Raw genomic sequence first — 18,222 nt, forward strand, 5'->3', positions numbered from 1 at the left:
TTGCGCGTGCTACTGACCGGACACCAGGGCTACCTGGGCACCGTGATGGCCCCGGTGCTCACGGCCGCCGGGCATGAGGTCGTCGGTCTCGACGCCGGCCTGTTCGCCGACTGCCTGCTGGGCCCGACGCCCGCGGACCCGTCCGGACACCGGGTGGATCTGCGCGACATCACGGCCCAACACATGGCCGGGGCGGACGCCGTGATCCACCTGGCCGCGCTGTCCAACGACCCGCTGGGATCGCTGGCGCCGGAGCTCACCTACGACATCAACCACCACGCGTCCGTGCGGCTGGCCCAACTGGCCCGCGACGCCGGAGTACGGCGCTTCCTGTACGCGTCGACCTGCTCGGTCTACGGCGCCGCCGGCGGCGACGACCTGGTGGCCGAGGACGCCCCGCTGCGCCCGGTGACGCCGTACGCGGAGTCCAAGGTACGGGTGGAGGACGACCTCCACGCGCTGTCCGACGGCGACTTCAGCCCGGTGTTTATGCGCAACGCCACCGCCTTCGGCTACTCGCCCCGGCTGCGCGCCGACATCGTGCTCAACAATCTGGTGGGCCACGCGCTGCTGTCCGGCGAGGTGCTGGTGCTCTCCGACGGCACTCCCTGGCGTCCGCTGGTGCACGCCGCCGACATCGCACGGGCCTTCGCGGCCGCGCTGACCGCGCCCCGGGAAGCGGTGCACGACCGGGCGTTCAACATCGGCAGCGAGGTCAACAACGTCACGGTCGCCGAGATCGCCGAGCAGGTCGCCGAGGCGGTCTCCGGCGCGAAGGTGGTGATCACCGGGGAGACCGGTGCCGATCCCCGCTCGTACCGGGTGGACTTCTCCCGGTTCCGTGCCGCGATACCCGGCTTCGACTGCGAGTGGACGGTACAGCAGGGCGCGCTTGAACTCGCCGACGCCTACCGGAAGTTCGGGCTGACCCGGGAGGACTTCGAGCGACGCTTCACCCGCCTCGCCGTACTGCGCGCGGCATCCGAGGCCGGCACCGTCGACGACACCCTGCGGTGGCGCCGGTGACCGCGGTCGGCGAAGAGATGCATGCCCTGGTGGAGCGGCTGTACCCGCTGTGCCGGAGCATCACCGGCGACGGTGTGCGCGCCACCCTGGAGATCGTCGACGAGTACATCCCGCTGCGGGTGCATGAGGTGCCGACCGGGACCCAGGTGCTCGACTGGACGGTGCCCCAGGAGTGGAACATCCGGGACGCGTATATCGCCGACACCGCGGGCAACCGGGTCGTCGACTTCGCCGCGTCCAGTCTGCATGTACTGGGCTACAGCGTGCCGGTGTCGGCGACCATGCCGCTGGCCGAGCTGCGCGCCCATCTGCACACGCTCCCGGACCACCCGAACTGGGTGCCGTACCGCACCAGTTACTACCAGCCGGAATGGGGGTTCTGCCTGGCGCAGGAGACCCTGGACGCGCTGCCGGACGGCGAGTACGAGGTGCGCATCGACTCCACCCTCGCGGATGGCCACCTCACCTACGCCGAGCACCTCGTCCCCGGGCAGGTCGCCGACGAGGTGATCGTCTCCTGCCATGTCTGCCACCCCGCGCTGGCCAACGACAACCTGGCCGGCATCGTGGTGGCGACATTCCTGGCGCGGGAGTTGGCGCAGCGGACGCCCTGGTACACCTACCGGTTCATCTTCGCGCCCGGCACCATCGGGGCGATCACCTGGCTGGCCCGCAACGCGGAGCGGATCGACCGGGTCAAGCACGGCCTCGTGCTGGCCTGCGCCGGCGACCCGGGCCGGCTGACTTACAAGCAGAGCAGGCGCGGCGACGCGGAGATCGACCGGGTGCTGCGGCATGTGCTGCACGCCTCCGAACGCCCGCATCACATCGCCGAGTTCACTCCTTACGGCTATGACGAGCGGCAGTTCTGCTCGCCCGGGTTCGATCTCGGCGTGGGCTCGCTCAGCCGGACCCCGTACGCCGGCTATCCCGAGTACCACACCTCGGCGGACAACCCGGCCTTTGTCTCCCCGGAGGCGATGGCGGACACGCTCGCCGTCTGCCGCGAGGCCTTCGCCGTGCTGGACCGCAACCGGCGGTACACCAACCTCAGCCCCTATGGCGAGCCGCAGTTGGGCCGGCGCGGGCTGTACGACTCGCTCGGTGGCCGCAGTGACGCCAAGCAGGCCGAGATGGCCATGCTCTGGGTGCTCAGCCTCTCCGACGGCGAGCACAGTCTGCTGGATGTCGCCGAGCGGTCCGGGCTGCCGTTCGACACCGTCGCCGCCGCGGCCGACGCCCTGCACGGCGCCGGACTGATCAAGGCATGACACCGATGACCACCAGGAGGGAGACCCGGGCCGGACACGCCCGGCCGACCGGCAAGCGGGCCATGGTCGGCCGGCTGTCCTGGGGACTGGCCGACCAGGCGGCCTCCAGCATGAGCAACTTCGCGGTGGGGATCTATGTGGCACGCTCGCTCGGGCCGGCCGCGTTCGGCGCGTTCAGCCTGGCCTGGGTGACCTACGGCGTGGTGCTCAATGTCTCCCGCGGGCTGGCCACCGACCCGCTCGTGGTGCGCTTCAGCGGCGTGCCGGACGCCTCCTGGCGCTCGGCGGCGGCCCGGTCCTCGGGTACTGCGCTCGGCGTCGGTGCCACCATCGGCGCGGCATGTCTGCTGGCCGGCCTTGCCCTGGGCGGCAGCGTGGGGCCCGCGTTCGCCGTCCTCGGCGTGGTGCTGCCGGGGCTGCTGCTGCAGGACGCCTGGCGGTTCGCCTTCTTCGCCGCCGGCACCGGGCGGAAGGCGTTCGTCAATGACCTGGTGTGGGGCGTCGCGCTCGTTCCGGCCCTGGTGGCGGCGGCCCAGGTGGGCAGCGTGGCCGCTTTCGTACTGGCCTGGGGCGTGTCCGGCGCGGTGGCCGCGGGGCACGGCTGCTTCCAGTCCGGCATCCGGCCCCGGATGAGCGGAGCGCGCGGGTGGCTGCGCGAGCAGCGCGACCTCGGGTACCGGTACCTGGTCGAGAACGTCAGCCTCAGCGGCGCGAGCCAGCTGCGGGCGTATGGGCTCGGCGTGATCGTCGGGGTCAGCGCGGTGGGCGCGGTGCGCGGCGCCGAACTGCTGCTCGGCCCCTTCCTCGCCCTGCTGATGGGGCTGTCGCTGGTCACCGTCCCGGAGGCGGCCCGGGTGCTGCGGCGGGCCCCGCATCAACTGGGCAGGTTCTGCCTCCTGCTGGGCGGCGGGCAGGCCGTTGCCGCGCTGCTCTGGGGCGGGGCTCTGCTGCTGGTGCCGGACCGGCTCGGCGAGCTGGTCCTCGGCAGCGTCTGGCACTCCGCCTCGCAGCTCATCGTGCCGGTCACGTTCTCCGTCACGGGCGCCGGCCTGGGCACCGGCGCGGCGGCCGGGCTGCGCGCGCTCGGCGCGGCCCGGCGCAGCCTGCGCAGCCAGCTGTTCGCCTCCACCTGCTATGTCGGCGGCGGGCTCGGCGGGGCCGCCGTGGCCGGCACGGCCGGCTCGGCCTGGGGCGTCGCCACCGCGACCGTCTGCGGCTCGGCCGTGTGGTGGCTGCAGCTGCGGTCCGCCCTGCGCGAGCGCCACCGGAACCCCATCCCCGAAGTGAGGACGTCATGACCGCCCACCCCCGGCTGAGCATCGGCCTGCCCGTCTACAACGGCGAGGAGTACCTCGCCGAGGCGCTCGACGCCCTGCTCGGCCAGACCTACCAGGAGTTCGAGCTGGTCATCTCCGACAACGCCTCGACCGACGGAACGCAGGACATCTGCCGCGAGTACGCCGCGCGGGACCCGCGCATCCGGTACCTCCGGCTGTCCCGGAACATCGGCGCCGCGCCGAACCACAACTATGTGTTCACCCAGTGCCGTGGCGAGCTGTTCAAGTGGGCCTCGCACGACGACCTGTACGCCCGGGACCTGCTGCGGCGCTGTGTGGAGGCGCTGGACGAGCGGCCGGAGGTGATCCTCGCGCACTGCGGCCAGGCGGTCATCGACGGCGACGGCCGGCTGAAGGTCCCCTACGAGTACGGGCTCGCCACCGACTCGCCGCTCGCACCGGAGCGCTTCCGCAGTTTCCTGTTCGAGCCCGGTGGCGACGACTTCTACGGGGTGATGCGGGCCGACATGCTGCGCCGGGTGAGGCCGCACAACAGCTACCACCACGCGGACCGCACCTTCGTCGCCGAGATCGTCCTGCACGGGCCCTTCCACCAGGTGCCGGAGCTGCTGTACTTCCGCCGCGACCACCCCACCCGCGCCGAGCGGGCGAACCCTTCCAAGCGCTCCCGGTGCGTCAACCTGGACCCGCGCCGGGCAGGCCCGCTGCACCCGACGCCCCGGCTGCTCGCCGAGTATGTCTGGGGCTTTGTCGCGGCGATCCGGCGGGCGCCGTTGTCCCCGGCCGACCGGCGCGCGTGCTTCCGGCACCTGGCCGCCTGGATGGCCAGCCGCGCCCGGCCGGGCGCCGGCGAGCGGGTGGAGGACCGCGCCCCCGTCGACCCGGGCCGGCTCACCGTCTCCGTCGACGCCCTCGTCGCGGGCCGTGAGGGGCGGAGGGCATGAAGACCGCGACACATGTGGGGGTGTTCGGCCTGCTCGGCTCCGGCAACCTCGGCAACGACGGGTCCCTCGAGGCGGTGCTCGACTACCTCCGCGCCGAGCACCCGGAGGCGGTCGTGGACGCGCTGTGCGGCGGACCTGAGGCCGTCACGGCCCGGTACCGGATCCCCGCGACGCGGCTGCACTGGTACCGCGGGGAGTACCGGACCGCGTCACATGCGGGCGCGATCGCCGCCAAGGGCCTGGGCAAACTCGTCGACGCCGTCCGCACCGCGGCCTGGGTGCGCCGGCACGATGTGGTGATCGTGCCGGGGATGGGCGTCCTGGAGGCCACGCTGCCGCTGCGGCCATGGGGCTTTCCCTATGCGCTGTTCCTGCTCTGCGCGACCGGCCGGCTGTTCGGCACCCGGGTCGCGCTGGTCGGCGTCGGCGCCGCCCCGATCGGCGACCGGCCGACCCGGGCCCTGGTGCGCTGGTCGGCGCGGCTGGCCGCGTACCGGTCGTTCCGGGACGCCCCATCCCGTGACGCGATGCGGGAGATGGGCGTGGACACCGCGCGCGACAAGGTCTACCCGGATCTCGCCTTCGCCCTGCCGACGCCGCCGGCGAGCCCGCACTCGGACTCGCCGGACCCGGTCTGTGTCGGCGTCATGGACTTCCACGGTGGCAACGACGACCGCGCCCGGGCCGAGGAGATCCACCGGCGCTACCTCGACGGGACAACTCGCCTCGTCCGCGCGCTGGTCGAGGACGGCAGGCCGGTCCGGCTGGTCACCGGCGACGCATGCGATGCGCCGGTGGTCGCCGCGATCCTCGACGCGGTGGACTCACCGCTGGTCACCGCCGCCGAGGCGGCCTCGCTGGCCGACCTGATGAAGGAGATGGCGGCCGCCGGCACCGTGGTGGCGACCCGCTACCACAACCTGGTCTGCGCGCTGAAGGCCGGCACGCCGACGCTCGCCCTCAGCTATGCGGCGAAGAGCGACGCGCTCATGGCCCGGATGGGGCTGGGCGCGTACTGCCACCCCGCCCGCGAGGTCGACGCCGACCGGCTGCTGGAGCAGTTCCGCTCGCTGGAACAGCGATCGGCGAAGCTGCGACAGACCCTCACCGAGCGGAACCTCACCGCCACCCGGCAACTGGAGCACCAGTTCACCGCCTTGACCATGGCCCTGTTTCCGACAACCGACCACGCCCACCATGGGCAGGAGGCTCGATGAAGGCGACCGAAGTCCCGGAGATCGACGGCGCATACCTCTTCGAGCCGACGCCCTACGCCGACGAACGCGGCTTCTTCTGCCGCACCTTCGACGCCGATGTGATCCGCTCGGTGGGCCTCGACCCGGACACCTTCATCCAGGACAGCCTGTCCCGCTCGGCCCGGGGCGTGCTGCGCGGCCTGCATCTGCGCTCCGGCGCCGGCGAGGCCAAACTGGTGCGGTGCTCCTACGGGAGGATCTTCGACGTTGTCGTGGATCTGCGGACGGACTCTCCGACCTACCGCAACCGGGCCTTCTTCGAGCTGTCCGGCGAGACACAGCTGACCCTGTACATCCCGGCGGGGTGCGCGCATGGCTTCCAGGCCCTGACCGAAACCGCCGACACCTCGTACCGGATCGACCGCCCGCACGATCCGGCCGAGGATGTGACGATCGCCTTCGACGACCCGGAGCTCGCCATTCCATGGCCGCTCCCGGTCACATCGATGTCCCAGCGGGACCGCGAGGCGCCGAGCCTCGCCAAGGTCCTTCCATATATGGAGAGTTGAGGTCGGCGTGGCCACCCAAGACACCGAAGAGCTCAGCCTGCCCCGGTCGCGGCAGGCGAACGAGCGGCTGCACGCCCTGATCCCCGGGGGCGCGCACACCTACGCCAAGGGCGACGACCAGTACCCCGAGAACCTGGCCCCGGTCATCAGCCATGGCCGCGGTGCCCACGTATGGGACATCGACGGCAACCGCTATATCGAGTACGGCTCCGGCCTGCGGTCGGTCAGCCTCGGCCACGCCCACCCACGGGTGGTCGAGGCGGTGCGGCGGGAACTCGACCGTGGCAGCAACTTCGTCCGGCCGTCCATCGTGGAGGTCGAGGCCGCGGAACGCTTCCTGGCCACGGTGCCGACCGCCGAGATGGTGAAGTTCGCGAAGAACGGCTCCGACGCCACCACCGCCGCGGTGCGCCTCGCCCGCGCCGCCACCGGGCGCCCACGGGTGGCCATCTGCGCCGACCATCCGTTCTTCTCCGTCGACGACTGGTTTATCGGCAGCACGCCGATGTCCGCCGGCATCCCGGCGGCGACCACCGAGCTCACCGTGGCGTTCCCTTATGGGGACCTGGCCGCCACGGAGGAGCTGCTCACCCGCTACCGGGACGAAATCGCCTGCCTGATCCTGGAACCCGCCTCCCACACCGAGCCTCCGCCCGGATACCTCGCCGGCCTGCGCGAACTGGCCGACCGGCACGGCTGCGTACTGATCTTCGACGAGATGATCACCGGCTTCCGCTGGTCCGAGGCGGGCGCCCAGGGCCTGTACGGCGTCGTCCCCGACCTCTCCACATTCGGCAAGGCGCTGGGCAATGGATGCGCCGTCTCCGCGCTGGCCGGGCGCCGCGATCTGATGGAGCGGGGCGGGCTGCGTCACTCCCACGACCGGGTGTTCCTGCTGTCCACCACACACGGTGCGGAAACGCACTCGCTGGCAGCCGCGATGGCCGTGCTCACCACCTACGCCGAGGAGGGCATCACCGCACGGCTGCACGCCCTCGGTGAGCGGCTGGCCGCCGGTGTCCGCGACGCCGCGGCCGCCATGGGCGTCGGCGACCACATCGTCGTCCGGGGCCGGGCCAGCAACCTGGTCTTCGCCACCCTCGACGAGAACCGGCAGCCGTCGCAGCGGTACCGCACCCTGTTCCTGCGCCGGCTCCTCGCGGGCGGAGTGCTGGCCCCGTCGTTCGTGGTGAGCAGCGCGCTCGGCGATGCCGACATCGATCAGACCGTGGAGGTGGTGGCCCAGGCATGTGCGGTGTACCGGAAGGCACTGGACGCCGCCGACCCCACTCCCTGGCTGGCCGGCCGACCGGTGAAGCCCGTCTTCCGCCGCCTGGCATGACCTGACATCAGCGACCCTTCCGCCAACCTGCATCAGCCATCCGGTCGACCAGCCACGCGGTCCCCGGTACCACCGCCAGCGCGGTGCACCAGCCGCCGAGGACGTCGGTCGGGTAGTGCGCGCCCAGGGCGACCTGCGTCCAGCCCATGGCGGCGCCGGCGACCAGCGCCACGGCGAGCACCAGCAGTGTGCCGGCCGTCCTGCCGAGGCCGAGCCGGCCGGTCGCCGGCAGCGCCACCGCCAGGGCGAGCGCGGTGACAAAGGCGGTGTGCCCGCTCGGGTAGGACAGGTACCCGCCGTGGATGGTGCGTCCCGCCAGGTGCTTGAGCAGCGTCGCCGTCCCCACGGTCATACCGACGCCGACCACGGTGAGCACCGCCGCGCGAGGATGCCGAAGCAGCAGGCAGCCCGTCACAGTGGCCACGACCACCACCACCGACCCGGCGGGCTCTCCCAAGTAGTCCATGGCCAGGGCAACTTGCCGCCATGGCGACCGCACCCCGTCCACCGCCGGCTGGATCCACCCGTCCACCATGCCGGGCTTGCCGTCGCCGGCATACCGCAGCCCCAGCACGACGACCACCAGCGCGGCGAGGCCCGCGATCAGCCCGAATCGCGCACGCAGCGACGGGGACAGCACCGCGGTCCCCGGCCGTCCGGTCATCCGCCCACCACCACCGCCAACACCGCATGACACAAGGCAGTCATGCCAGGAAGCTCAACCGCACCTGACGGTCCGGATTATCGACATTCGTGTCGACCAGACAGACCGACTGCCAGGTGCCCAGCTCCAGCCGCCCGCCCACCACCGGCAGCGTCGCATGCGGCGGCACCAGGGCCGGCAGGACGTGGTCCCGGCCGTGGCCGGGGCTGCCGTGGCGGTGGCGCCACCGGTCGTCGGCCGGCAGCAGTTCATGCAGGGCGGCCAGCAGGTCCTCGTCGCTGCCCGCGCCGGTCTCCAGCACCGCCACCCCGGCCGTGGCATGCGGGACAAACACATTGAGCAGCCCGTCCCGGCCCCCGGCCGCCTCGTGCAGGAAGGCCTCGCAGTGCCGGGTCAGGTCGTAGACGGTCTCGGCGGATCCGGTGGTGATCCGAAGTACCCGTGTGTGGAAGGTGTCGCTCATGCCGCCATTGTCATACGAGGTCACCCGACGGGGTGAGAGGTGGGCACCGGAGTTCGCCCCGGGTAGGTCTTGATGGGGGGCCTGGAAGGGAGTACGGCCATGACCATCGGTTCCACGCCGGCGGAGGTGATCGCGGTCGATGTGGCCCGGGACTTCTGGGACCGGCTTCCCTTCGACGTCCGGGGTGCGGAGTACCACGCCGACCCCTACCGGTTCCAGGAGCGGTTGCGGGCCGATGGCCCGGTGCTGCGGCTGGCCGGGGAGGTGGTGGTGGTCACCGGCTACCGGGAGTGCCTGGCGGTGCTGGGCGATGAGCGCTTCGGCTTCGGGGCGCTGAACACCGGCGCCCAGTCGTTCCTGATGGTGGATCCGCCCGAGCACCGGCGGCTGCGCACCCGGATCGCCGCACCGTTCACCGCCCGGGCGGTGGCGCGGCTGCGGCCGGCCATCGAGCACCGGGTGGCCGGGCTGCTGGCCGGCGTCGACCGCTCCGGCGAGGTCGATGTGATCGCCGGGCTGGGCGCACCGCTGGCCCTGGATGTGATCTGTGCCCTGGTGGGCGTTCCGCTGGATGAGCGCCCGCAGTGGATCCAGGCGCTGTCGATGATGGCGGCCGGCTTCGACCCGGAGGCCCTTCGGGACGCCGCCACCAGTGACCGGGTCAACTGCGCCCGGCTGGACTTCGCCCGCTATCTGCGCGGGCTGATCGAGCAGCGGCGGGCCGCCCCGGCCGGCGACCTGGTCAGCGCCCTGGTCCGGCCGGGCCCGGACGGCTCGGTGCTGACCACCGAGCAAGTGACCACCGCCGTGGGGCAGTTGGTGGTGGCGGGCTATGAACCCGCGGTCGACCTGATCGCCAATGGGCTGTACGCGCTGCTGTGCCACCCCGGCCGGCTGGCCTGGCTGCGGGCCGGGCCGGAGCACACCGCGGCGGCGGTGGAGGAACTGCTGCGCTATGACCCGCCGATCCAGCTGCTGACCCGGGTGGCGCTGCGCGACGCGGTCATCGCTGACCTGCCGGTGGCCGAGGGCACGGTGGTGGGCCTGCTGACCGGAGCCGCCAACCGCGACCCCCGTCTGCACACCGAGCCCCACCGGCTGGATCTGACCCGGGCGCCCCAGCATCTGTCACTGGGCTGGGGCGAGCACTTCTGCCTGGGGGCCAAGCTGGTGCGCGTCCAGGCGGAGGCGATGCTGGGCGCCCTGGTGCGCTGCCACCCGGTGGCCACCGGGGAACCGGTGCGCCACAAGCCCACGCTGATCAGCCGTGGGCTGGAGCGGCTGCCGGTGGTGCTCACCGCGGATCCGGCGGAGGACGGCCGCTGGTTCTAGCGGCCGTCCCGCCGGCCGGGCTACCGGGCCCCCGCCCCCAGCCGGCGCACACACCGCTGGGCCAGGTCACCGACCGTGGCACTGTTGATGATCTCCACGGCGGGCAGGTTGCAGCCCAGCCGCCGGTGGATCGCCGTCATCAGCTCGGCCCCCATCAGGGAGTCCAGGCCCAGCTGGGCCAACGGCCGCTCGGCGGTGAGGAGTTCGGGCGAGGTCTGCAGAATGCCGGCCAGGATCTCCACCAGCACCCCGGTCACCGCGGCCAGCGCCTCCTCGGGGGTGGCCCGGGCCAGCAGCAGCGCCAGTTCCCGCTCGCCCGCTCCGTCTCCGTCCTCGCCCTCCGGCCGTACCAGGGCGAAGCGGGGCGCGGCCACCGCGCCGCTGCCGTGCCGGACCTGGGCCCAGTCGATGCCGGCCAGTGTCACCACCCCGCCGGCCCCCTCGGCCAGCAGCCCCTCCAGGGCGTCCAGCGCCTGCCCGGCGGGCACCGGGGCGAGCCCGATCCGGGTCATAAAGGCGTCCAGCCGGTTGCGCGCCACATGCCCGGCGTCGCCCAGTGCTCCCCAGGCCACCGCCAGGGCCGGGCGTCCCGCCCGGCGGCGGGACCGCACCAGGGCCTCCACCATCAGGTTGGCGGCCGCGTAGTTGGCCTGGTTCTGGTTGCCGAACAGAGCGGAGACCGAGGAGTAGACCACGAAGAAGTCCAGCTGCCGCTCCCGGGTGAGCCGGTCCAGCAGCAGCGCTCCCCCGGCCTTGGGGTCCAGGCTGCGCCGCAGCGCCGGCTCGTCCAGGCCGGTCAGCGGCCGGTCGTCGAAGACCGCCGCGGCGTGCACAATGCCGCGCAGCGGGTGCTGCTCGGTGTCCGCCGAGGCCAGCAGCGCGGCCATGGCGGCCTCGTCGGTCACATCGGCCGCATGGGCGGTGGCGGTGACGCCCAGGCGGTTCAACTCCTCCAGCAGCGCGGGGGCTTCGGGGCTGTCCGCGCCCCGCCGCCCCACCAGGCACAGCCGGCGGGCGCCGCGCTCGGCCAGCCGGCGGGCGGTGGCGGCGCCGAAGCCGCCCAGCCCTCCGGTGACCAGATAGGTCGCCCGGGGGTCCAGCCGCAGTGGGCCGGGCTCCCGCCGCACCGGCGGGGCGGTGGCCAGCGAGATCACCACCTTGCCGATGTGCCGGGAGTGCTGCAGCGCCTCGAACGCCTCGGCCACCCGTGCCGCGGGGTAGACATGGTGGGCGATGGGGCGGTGGACCCGCTCCCGTACCCGCTCGGCGACCTCGGCGAACTCGGCCGCCACGGTGCCCGGCCGTTCCCTGGCCAGCTGGGCCAGGTCCGCCGCACAGAAGGTGAGGTTGTTGAGGAAGGGGCCCATGGGCAGCCGGCTGTCGGCATACAGGTCGCGCTTGCCCAGTTCGATGAAGCGGCCGCCGGGCCGGAGCACCTCCAGTCCCCGGCTGATGGCCTCGCCGGCCAGGGAGTTGAGCACCACATCGACGCCGCGGCCGCCGGTGAGCTCCCGGATCCGGTCGGCGAAGCCCAGGGTGCGGGAGTCCAGGACGTGCCGGACGCCCAGCAGGCGCAGCAGTTCGCGCTTGGCGGGGGTGCCGGCGGTGGCGATGACCTGGGCGCCGGCCTGCCGGACGTAGTGGACGGCGGCCAGTCCCACGCCGCCGGCGCCGCCGTGCACCAGCACCGTCTCGCCGGGCGCCAGCCGGGCCAGGTGGTGCAGGGCGTGGTGGACGGTGAGCAGCACCACCGGCAGGGTGGCGGCGGCGGTGAAGTCCAGTTCGCCGGGGATGCGGCCGACGGTGGCGGCGGGCAGTGCCACATGGGAGCGCAGGGTGCCGGAGCCAAAGGCGAACACCCGGTCGCCAACGGCGAGTTGGGTGACCCGGGAGCCCACGGCGGTGATCACTCCGGCGCATTCCATCCCGGCCCGCTGCCCGCCGTCCTCGGGGTCCAGCGGTACGGACCCCAGTGCCTGGAGGACATCCCGGTAGTTGAGGCCGGCCGCGCGGACCTCGACCACCACCTCCTCCGGTCCCGGTTCGGGCACCTTTGCGGGGACCCAGTCCAGGCGGTAGGAGCGCCCGGGGTCGCTCAGCCGCAGGGCGAACGCCGGTGCGCCGGCGGCGGGCCGGGGGTCGTGTCCGGGGCGGAGCCGGGTGACGAACCGTCCGGCGGCGCCCAGCAGGACTTCATCCTCCTCGTCCGGGCCGGTGAGTTCGGCGGCCAGCCGGTCCGCGTCCGTCTCCACCCGGCCGGCGGGCTCCAGGGAGATCCGGCGGACCCGGATGTCGGGGTGTTCGGCGGCCAGGCAGCGGGCCACGCCCCAGGCCGCGGCGGTCGCCGGGGCGGTGGGCGGTTCGGGGGCGGGCAGTGCGCCGGTGGGCGGGGTGACCAGCCAGAGGGTGAGTCCGGTGCGGGGCCCGGCGGCCATGGCCAGCGCGCGCAGCAGCGCGGTGTGGCCGGCCGGGTCGTCGGCGCCCAGCAGCAGGAGTACGTCCGGCCCTTCGGGGGCCCTGGCCAGCTGGGTGGACCAGTAGTCGGCGTCGGTGCTCGGCGCGACCTGGTGCACCCGGCCGCCGGCCGCGGCCAGCCGTTCGCCGACCACGGAGGCCAGGGCGGCCCGGGACGGCTCGGCGGCGATCAGCCAGCCGCCGGACAGTCCGGGCGGCTCGTCGGCCGGCCGGTCGTGTTCCGGCCGTCCGGCCAGCAGCACCGTGCCGCCCGCCTGTTCGCCAAGGACCACCGGGTCCTGCCAGCCGCCCTCGGCCAGCAGCCGCCGCCAGCCGTCGGCGGTGGGCAGCGGTCCGTCGGGGCGGGCGCCGGTGTCCTGGCGTTCCCAGTAGGCGGGCGGCAGCGCGGTGAGCAGGGCGAGCGGTGCGGGGTCGTGGGGGGCCACGGCCAGCAACTGTCCGCCGTCGTCCAGCAGTCGGGCCAGGTGGCCCAGGGCGCGCGGCAGGTCGCGGGTGGCGGTCAGCGAGCCCACCGCGATCACCAGGTCGAAGTCGCCTTCGGTCCAGCCCTGTTGGGCCGGGTCGCGGTCGGGGTCCAGGACCCGGTAGGAGATGAAGTCATGGCCGGTGAAGCGGCGTTGGGCGCGGGGGAAGCGGGCGGCGGAGCGGTCCGCGTAGACATAGCGGGTGCGGTCCGGCGGCAGCAGGGGCAGCAGGCAGGAGGTCGCGCCGCCGGTGCCGGCGCCCAGTTCCAGGACGCGCAGCGGCCGGCCGGCGGGCCAGTGGCGCAGCAGCCGGTCCAGTACCGCGGCGGCGGCCCGGTTGGCGTAGCCGCTGAGGGGGCCGTCGGTGCGCAGTTCCTCCAGCAGCGGCCGGTTGGTCTCGGCGGCCAGCAGTTCGGCCGGGTCACGGTGGCCGCGGAGCACTTCGACCAGCTGGACGGTGACGGCGGCGAGCAGGGCGAGTTCCACGCCGAGGCCGGGGCACTCCTCGGCGGCGGCCCGGAAGCGCTCCAGTGGTGCGGCCCGGCGGAGCAGCCGCCAGCCGCCGTCCACGGGTTCGGCCAGGCCGTGCTCGTGCGCGGTGCGCAGCAGCAGTTCCAGCAGTTCGTCATAGCCGGGCGCGGTGTGCAGGTCGGCGACGGTGAAGGTGCCGGTGCGGTCGTCGCCCAGCAGGGCGGCCACGGCGGCGGCGCCGAAGTGGGCGGTCAGCTCGCGCAGGACGGCCGGTGCCCGGTGGTCCGCGTCCAGCCGGGCGAGTTCTCCGGCGCAGGCCGCGGCGGTTTCGGCGGGCGGGGGCAGCGGTGCGGGTGTGGTGGCGGGTCCGGGGCGGGGGGCGGCGCGGGCCACGGTGGTGTGGAGCAGGCCGCGGCGCGCGTCCTGCTCGAAGCGGCGCAGCCGGCAGCCTTCCATGCTGAGGCAGACCAGTCCGCTGGGGGCCAGCACGGTGATGTCCCACAGGACCTCGCGGTCGGAGCGGGCGCGGGAGCGGACATGGATATGGCCGCCGGCCGGCATCCGCCGCCAGGCGCGCAGCCGGGCCACGGACACCGGTACGAAGGGCACCCCGTCCTCCGCGATGTCCTCCAGCAGTGCGGCACCGGCCTGCAGGGCGCCGTCCAGCAGCGCGGGGTGGGCTTCATAGCCGGTCTCATAGCCGGTCTCAGGCCCGCCCGGGGAGGCGGTGGCGGCGTATTCGGCGAGCACTTCGCCGTCGCCGGTCCGCAGTCCGCGCAGCACCTGGAAGGCGGGGCCGTAGCGCAGGCCCGTGCGCCGGGTCAGCCGGTAGTGTTCCTCGGCCGTGCGGCGGCGGGGCAGGCCGGCGGTGATCCGGTCCAGGTCGGCGAGTTCGGGCACCGGTGCGTACAGGCGGCGCAGCCGGGCGCGGGCGTGCTGCTGCCAGGGGGCGTCCGGCTCGCCCCGGCCGGCGATATGGATCAGGCCGTCGTCGGTGGACAGGGCGGTCTGCAGCTGGACTTGGCGGTCCTCCTCGCCGAAGGGCAGGACCAGAGGGGTGGTCACGGTCAGGTTGGTGATCTCCAGGGCGGCGTCCATCACCCGCCGTCCGGCGGCCAGCATCATCTCGATATAGCCGGCGGCGGGCATCACCGCGCTCTGCCCGATCCGGTGGTCGGTGAGATAGGGCGCCCGCGCGGGGTCGAAGGGGCCGTGCCAGACGGGTTCGGCGACCGCGGCCCGCTCGCCGAGCAGGGGGTGGTCCACGGTGCCGTCACCGCAGCCGCCGGCCCAGGCGGTGGGGGCGGCGTTCCAGTGGGCCTCGCGCTGCCAGGGGTAGGGGGGCAGGTCCACCACCCGGCCGGGGCGGGGGAAGAAGGCCCGGTGGTCATGGCGTACGCCGCCGGCCAGCAGCCGGGCCGCGGCGGTGTGCACCGCCTGCTGTCCGGGGTGCTCCCTGGAGAGCGTGGGCAGGACCAGGGCCTTGCCGGTGAGGCGTCTGAGGTAGCCACAGAGCACCGGGTGCGGGCCGATCTCCAGGTACATGTCGCAGCCCAGTTCGGTGAGTTGGGCCACGGCGGCAGCGAACAGCACCGGGCGGCGGAGGTTGTCCCACCAGTAACGGGCGTCCAGTTCGGTGCCGGAGAGCACGGTGCCGGTGGTGGCGGAGGCGTACGGCACCTGGGCGCGGCGTGCCTTGAGGTCGGTGAGGTCGGCCAGCAGGGTGTCCTCCAGGCCGTCCATGGCGCGGCTGTGGAAGGCGTGGTCCAGGGCGAGCCGGCGGAAGAACAGCCCGTGTTCCGCGCAATATTCGCCCAGTTCGGCCAGGGCGTGCCGGTCTCCGCTGATGGTGACGTCCCGGGCGCTGTTGATGCCCGCGATCTCCAGCCGGCCGTGGTGGGGTTCCAGCAGACGCTGGGCGTGGGCGGGGTCCGTGCCCAGCGCGGCCATGCCCCAGTCGCCCACGGTGGTGGCCTGGGCCCGGGAGCGGGCCACCACCACCCGGGCCGCGGTGGCCAGGCCGAGCGCGCCGGCCGCCCAGGCGGCGGCCATCTCGCCGGAGCTGTGGCCGGTGACGGCGGCCGGGGTGATGCCCTGGGCGCGCAGCATGGCCACCAGGCCCACCTGGACAGCGAACTGCAGCGGCTGGGCCACATCGGTGGTGTCCGGCCTGCCGGGGGTGGCCAGTTCCTGCCGCACCGACCAGCCGAGCAGGGGCCGCAGCGCCGCGTCGGCCTCGGCCACGCCGGTGCGGAACTCCGCGTCCTCCCTGAGGAGTTCGGCTCCCATGCCGGTCCACTGGGCGCCGTTGCCGGAGAAGACGAAGGCCACCGAGCCGCGCGGGGCGGCGGGGGTGGCCTCGGCGGGCTCCCGGGCGGCCAGTTCGCGCAGCCGCCGGGCGGCGGTGGCCGGGTCGGGGGCCAGGACCGCGATGCGCTCCTGATGGCGGCCCCGCCGGCGGCCGGCGGTGTAGGCCAGGTCGTAGAACTCCTCGGGCGGGCAGCCCTCCAGCCGGTCGGCCAGCCGCCGGGCGGCCTCGGCGGCGGCCTGCTTGGTACGGCCGGAGACCAGCACCGGCAGCGCCTGGCCGGGCGGCGGCTCGGCGGGCGTGGCCACCGGGGGCGGGGAGGCCAGGACCACATGGGCGTTGGCGCCGCCGAAGCCGAAGGAGTTCACTCCGGCCACCGCCCGGCCGTTGGCGGTCGGTTCCAGGGGGCGGGTGTCGGTGGCGGGGGCCAGGCCCAGCGCCTCGAAGTCGATGTCCGGGTTCAGCGGCAGGGCGTGCAGATTGCCGGGCAGCCGGCGGTGGCGCAGCACCTGCAGGGTTTTGAGCAGGCCGGCCATGCCGGAGGCGGGTTCCAGGTGGCCGAGGTGGCTTTTGACCGAGCCCACCGGCAGCGGCCGGCCGGGGGTGCGGCGGCTGCCCAGGGCGCGGCCGACCGCGCCGCACTCCACCGGGTCGCCCACCGGGGTGCCGGTGCCGTGCATCTCCAGATAGACCAGTTCGTCCGGCTCGATGCCGGCGGCCGTGTAGACCTCGCGGAGCAGGGCCTCCTGCGCCTCGGGGCTGGGCTGGGCCAGGCCGGGGGTGTGTCCGTCAGTGTTGACGCCGCTGCCCAGGATGAGGGCCTGCACCCGGTCGCCGTCCGCCAGTGCCGCCGCCAGGGGTTTGAGCACCACCAGGCCGCCGCCCTCGGCCCGTACATAGCCGTCGGCCCCGGCGGAGAAGGGGCGGCAGCGGCCGGTGGGCGAGAGCATGGACGCCTTGGCGAAGCCGACGAACTCGAAGGGGCTCAGCAGGATGTTGACGCCGGCGGCCAGGGCGAGGGGGCTGCGGCCGGTGCGCAGTGCCTCGCAGGCGTGGTGCAGGGCCACCAGCGAGGAGGAGCAGGCGGTGTCCACGGCCAGGCTGGGTCCGCGCAGGTCGAGGAAGTGCGAGACCCGGTTGGCGATATTGCAGGAGGCGCCGCCGGTCATGGTGTAGGCGTTGGCCGAGCGGGGGTTGAGGCCCTGCAGGAAGGCGAAGGACTGGCTGGAGGCGCCCACATAGACCGCGGCCGGTGAGCCGGCCAGGGTGGCGGGGTCGATGCCGGCGTTGTCCAGGCCCTCGACGGCCATCTCCAGCAGCAGCCGCTGCTGGGGGTCCATCCGCACCGCTTCGCGGGGGGAGAGGTTGAAGTAGCCGGCGTCGAAGCCGCGCACATCGTCCAGAAAGCCGCCGGCGAGGGAGTATGCCTTGCCCGGGCGGCGGGGGTCGGGGTCGAGCCAGCGGGCCGCGTCGAAGCGGTCCGGTGGTACCTCACCGATCAGGTCGCGGCCCGCGCACAGGGCCTGCCACAGCTCTTCCGGGCTGGTGATCCCGCCGGGGAGCCGGCAGGCGGCTCCGACGATGGCGATGGCATCACTGGCGCTGGCATCAGAGGAGGGCAGCATGGAAAGACTCCTCACGGTGGAATGCCGATATTTCGCTTTCAGGGGCTCATGCTAGGGGCGACTGTCGGAATATTCGGCCGAATGTCCGCAACACGGCACGGACAGCCCAAAGAACGTGGCCAGAGAACTTGGCACTCCATTAGCCCGGGGAATCGGTACGACCATGAAAAGTATTTCCGCACAAGAGATTTCCGCGGCGCGGATTCCGGTGCCGGCGCTTGCGGGCGTCCTGGTGGTTCCGGTTCTGGGCCGCCGGCCGGAGACCGACCCGTCGGCCTTTGTGGCGCCGACCGCCGTACTGGTGGGCCCGGTTCTGCTGGCGGCGCGTTCCAGCGTCTGGTACCAGGCGGTGCTGCGGGCCGATGGCGACGAGATCCGGGTGGGCGAGTCCAGCAATGTGCAGGACGGGGTGGTGGTGCACACCGATCCGGGGGTTCCGGTGCGCATCGGTGCCCGGGTGACGGTCGGCCATCACGCCACCCTGCACGGCTGTGTGGTCGAGGACGATGTGCTGATCGGCATGGGGGCCCGGGTGCTCAACGGTGCGCGCATCGGCGCGTTGAGCGTGGTGGCGGCGGGCACCGTGGTGCCGGAGGGGCGTGAGGTGCCGCCGCGCTCGCTGGTCGCCGGTCCGCATGGCGCGGTGGTGCGGCCGGTGACCGAGGAGGACATCGCCCTGATCGGGGTGCACGCCCAGAACTACCTCGGCCTGGCCAGAGTGCACCGATCTTCCCTGGCGCCGGAGCCTGCGACAGGATGACGGCGGCCGGTCAC

12 protein-coding genes are annotated in these 18,222 nt (G+C 73.5%); 9 read left to right on the top strand and 3 right to left on the bottom strand.

Annotation, left to right across the window (positions count from 1 at the left end; translation table 11 throughout):
- Genes ACIHFE_RS27570 through ACIHFE_RS27600 form a run of 7 tightly spaced genes read left to right on the top strand, consistent with a single transcriptional unit; the run spans position 1 to position 7,646 of the window.
- A complete protein-coding gene (locus ACIHFE_RS27570; RefSeq protein ID WP_400110689.1) occupies positions 1–1,026 on the top strand; it encodes an NAD-dependent epimerase/dehydratase family protein in 1,026 nt (341 codons plus the stop codon).
- Entirely contained in the window at positions 1,014–2,297 is a 1,284-nt protein-coding gene (locus ACIHFE_RS27575) for a DUF4910 domain-containing protein (protein ID WP_400110690.1), read from the top strand. The genes ACIHFE_RS27570 and ACIHFE_RS27575 overlap by 13 nt, the downstream gene beginning before the upstream one ends.
- Positions 2,294–3,595: a hypothetical protein gene (locus ACIHFE_RS27580; RefSeq protein ID WP_400110692.1), complete on the top strand. Its 1,302-nt coding sequence runs from the start codon at positions 2,294–2,296 to the stop codon at positions 3,593–3,595. The genes ACIHFE_RS27575 and ACIHFE_RS27580 overlap by 4 nt, the downstream gene beginning before the upstream one ends.
- Positions 3,592–4,539, top strand: coding sequence for a glycosyltransferase family 2 protein (locus ACIHFE_RS27585; RefSeq protein ID WP_400110694.1), 948 nt, complete (start codon positions 3,592–3,594; stop codon positions 4,537–4,539). Before ACIHFE_RS27580 ends, ACIHFE_RS27585 begins: the two co-directional genes overlap by 4 nt.
- Complete coding sequence (locus ACIHFE_RS27590; RefSeq protein WP_400110695.1) at positions 4,536–5,756, top strand: polysaccharide pyruvyl transferase family protein; 1,221 nt, start codon at positions 4,536–4,538, stop codon at positions 5,754–5,756. The genes ACIHFE_RS27585 and ACIHFE_RS27590 overlap by 4 nt, the downstream gene beginning before the upstream one ends.
- The gene (gene rfbC, locus ACIHFE_RS27595) at positions 5,753–6,304 is read left to right on the top strand and encodes a dTDP-4-dehydrorhamnose 3,5-epimerase (RefSeq protein ID WP_400110697.1); all 552 of its coding nucleotides are present in this window, start codon (positions 5,753–5,755) and stop codon (positions 6,302–6,304) included. Before ACIHFE_RS27590 ends, rfbC begins: the two co-directional genes overlap by 4 nt.
- 7 nt (positions 6,305–6,311) lie before the next feature.
- On the top strand, positions 6,312–7,646 hold the full coding sequence (locus ACIHFE_RS27600; protein ID WP_400110699.1) for a glutamate-1-semialdehyde 2,1-aminomutase: 1,335 nt from the start codon (positions 6,312–6,314) through the stop codon (positions 7,644–7,646).
- Between the two features lie 7 nt (positions 7,647–7,653).
- On the opposite strand, the gene ACIHFE_RS27605 is transcribed toward ACIHFE_RS27600, so the two are convergent.
- Positions 7,654–8,310, bottom strand: coding sequence for a phosphatase PAP2 family protein (locus ACIHFE_RS27605; RefSeq protein WP_400110702.1), 657 nt, complete (start codon positions 8,308–8,310; stop codon positions 7,654–7,656).
- A gap of 40 nt (positions 8,311–8,350) precedes the next feature.
- Complete coding sequence (locus tag ACIHFE_RS27610) at positions 8,351–8,773, bottom strand: secondary thiamine-phosphate synthase enzyme YjbQ (RefSeq protein ID WP_400110703.1); 423 nt, start codon at positions 8,771–8,773, stop codon at positions 8,351–8,353.
- A gap of 99 nt (positions 8,774–8,872) precedes the next feature.
- Here ACIHFE_RS27610 and ACIHFE_RS27615 point away from each other — a divergent pair, with 99 nt between their 5' ends.
- The gene (locus ACIHFE_RS27615) at positions 8,873–10,105 is read left to right on the top strand and encodes a cytochrome P450 (RefSeq protein WP_400110705.1); all 1,233 of its coding nucleotides are present in this window, start codon (positions 8,873–8,875) and stop codon (positions 10,103–10,105) included.
- A gap of 20 nt (positions 10,106–10,125) precedes the next feature.
- On the opposite strand, the gene ACIHFE_RS27620 is transcribed toward ACIHFE_RS27615, so the two are convergent.
- Positions 10,126–17,448, bottom strand: a complete 7,323-nt coding sequence (locus ACIHFE_RS27620; RefSeq protein ID WP_400110707.1) for an SDR family NAD(P)-dependent oxidoreductase — start codon at positions 17,446–17,448, stop codon at positions 10,126–10,128.
- A 208-nt stretch (positions 17,449–17,656) separates the two neighbouring features.
- Between ACIHFE_RS27620 and ACIHFE_RS27625 the strand changes: the two genes are divergently transcribed.
- Positions 17,657–18,208 (top strand): gamma carbonic anhydrase family protein, encoded by a 552-nt coding sequence (locus tag ACIHFE_RS27625; protein WP_400110709.1) that lies wholly within the window; start codon positions 17,657–17,659, stop codon positions 18,206–18,208.
- The last annotated feature ends 14 nt before the right edge of the window (positions 18,209–18,222 follow it).

This window comes from Streptomyces sp. NPDC052396 (assembly GCF_044593195.1).
Taxonomy (GTDB): domain Bacteria; phylum Actinomycetota; class Actinomycetes; order Streptomycetales; family Streptomycetaceae; genus Streptomyces.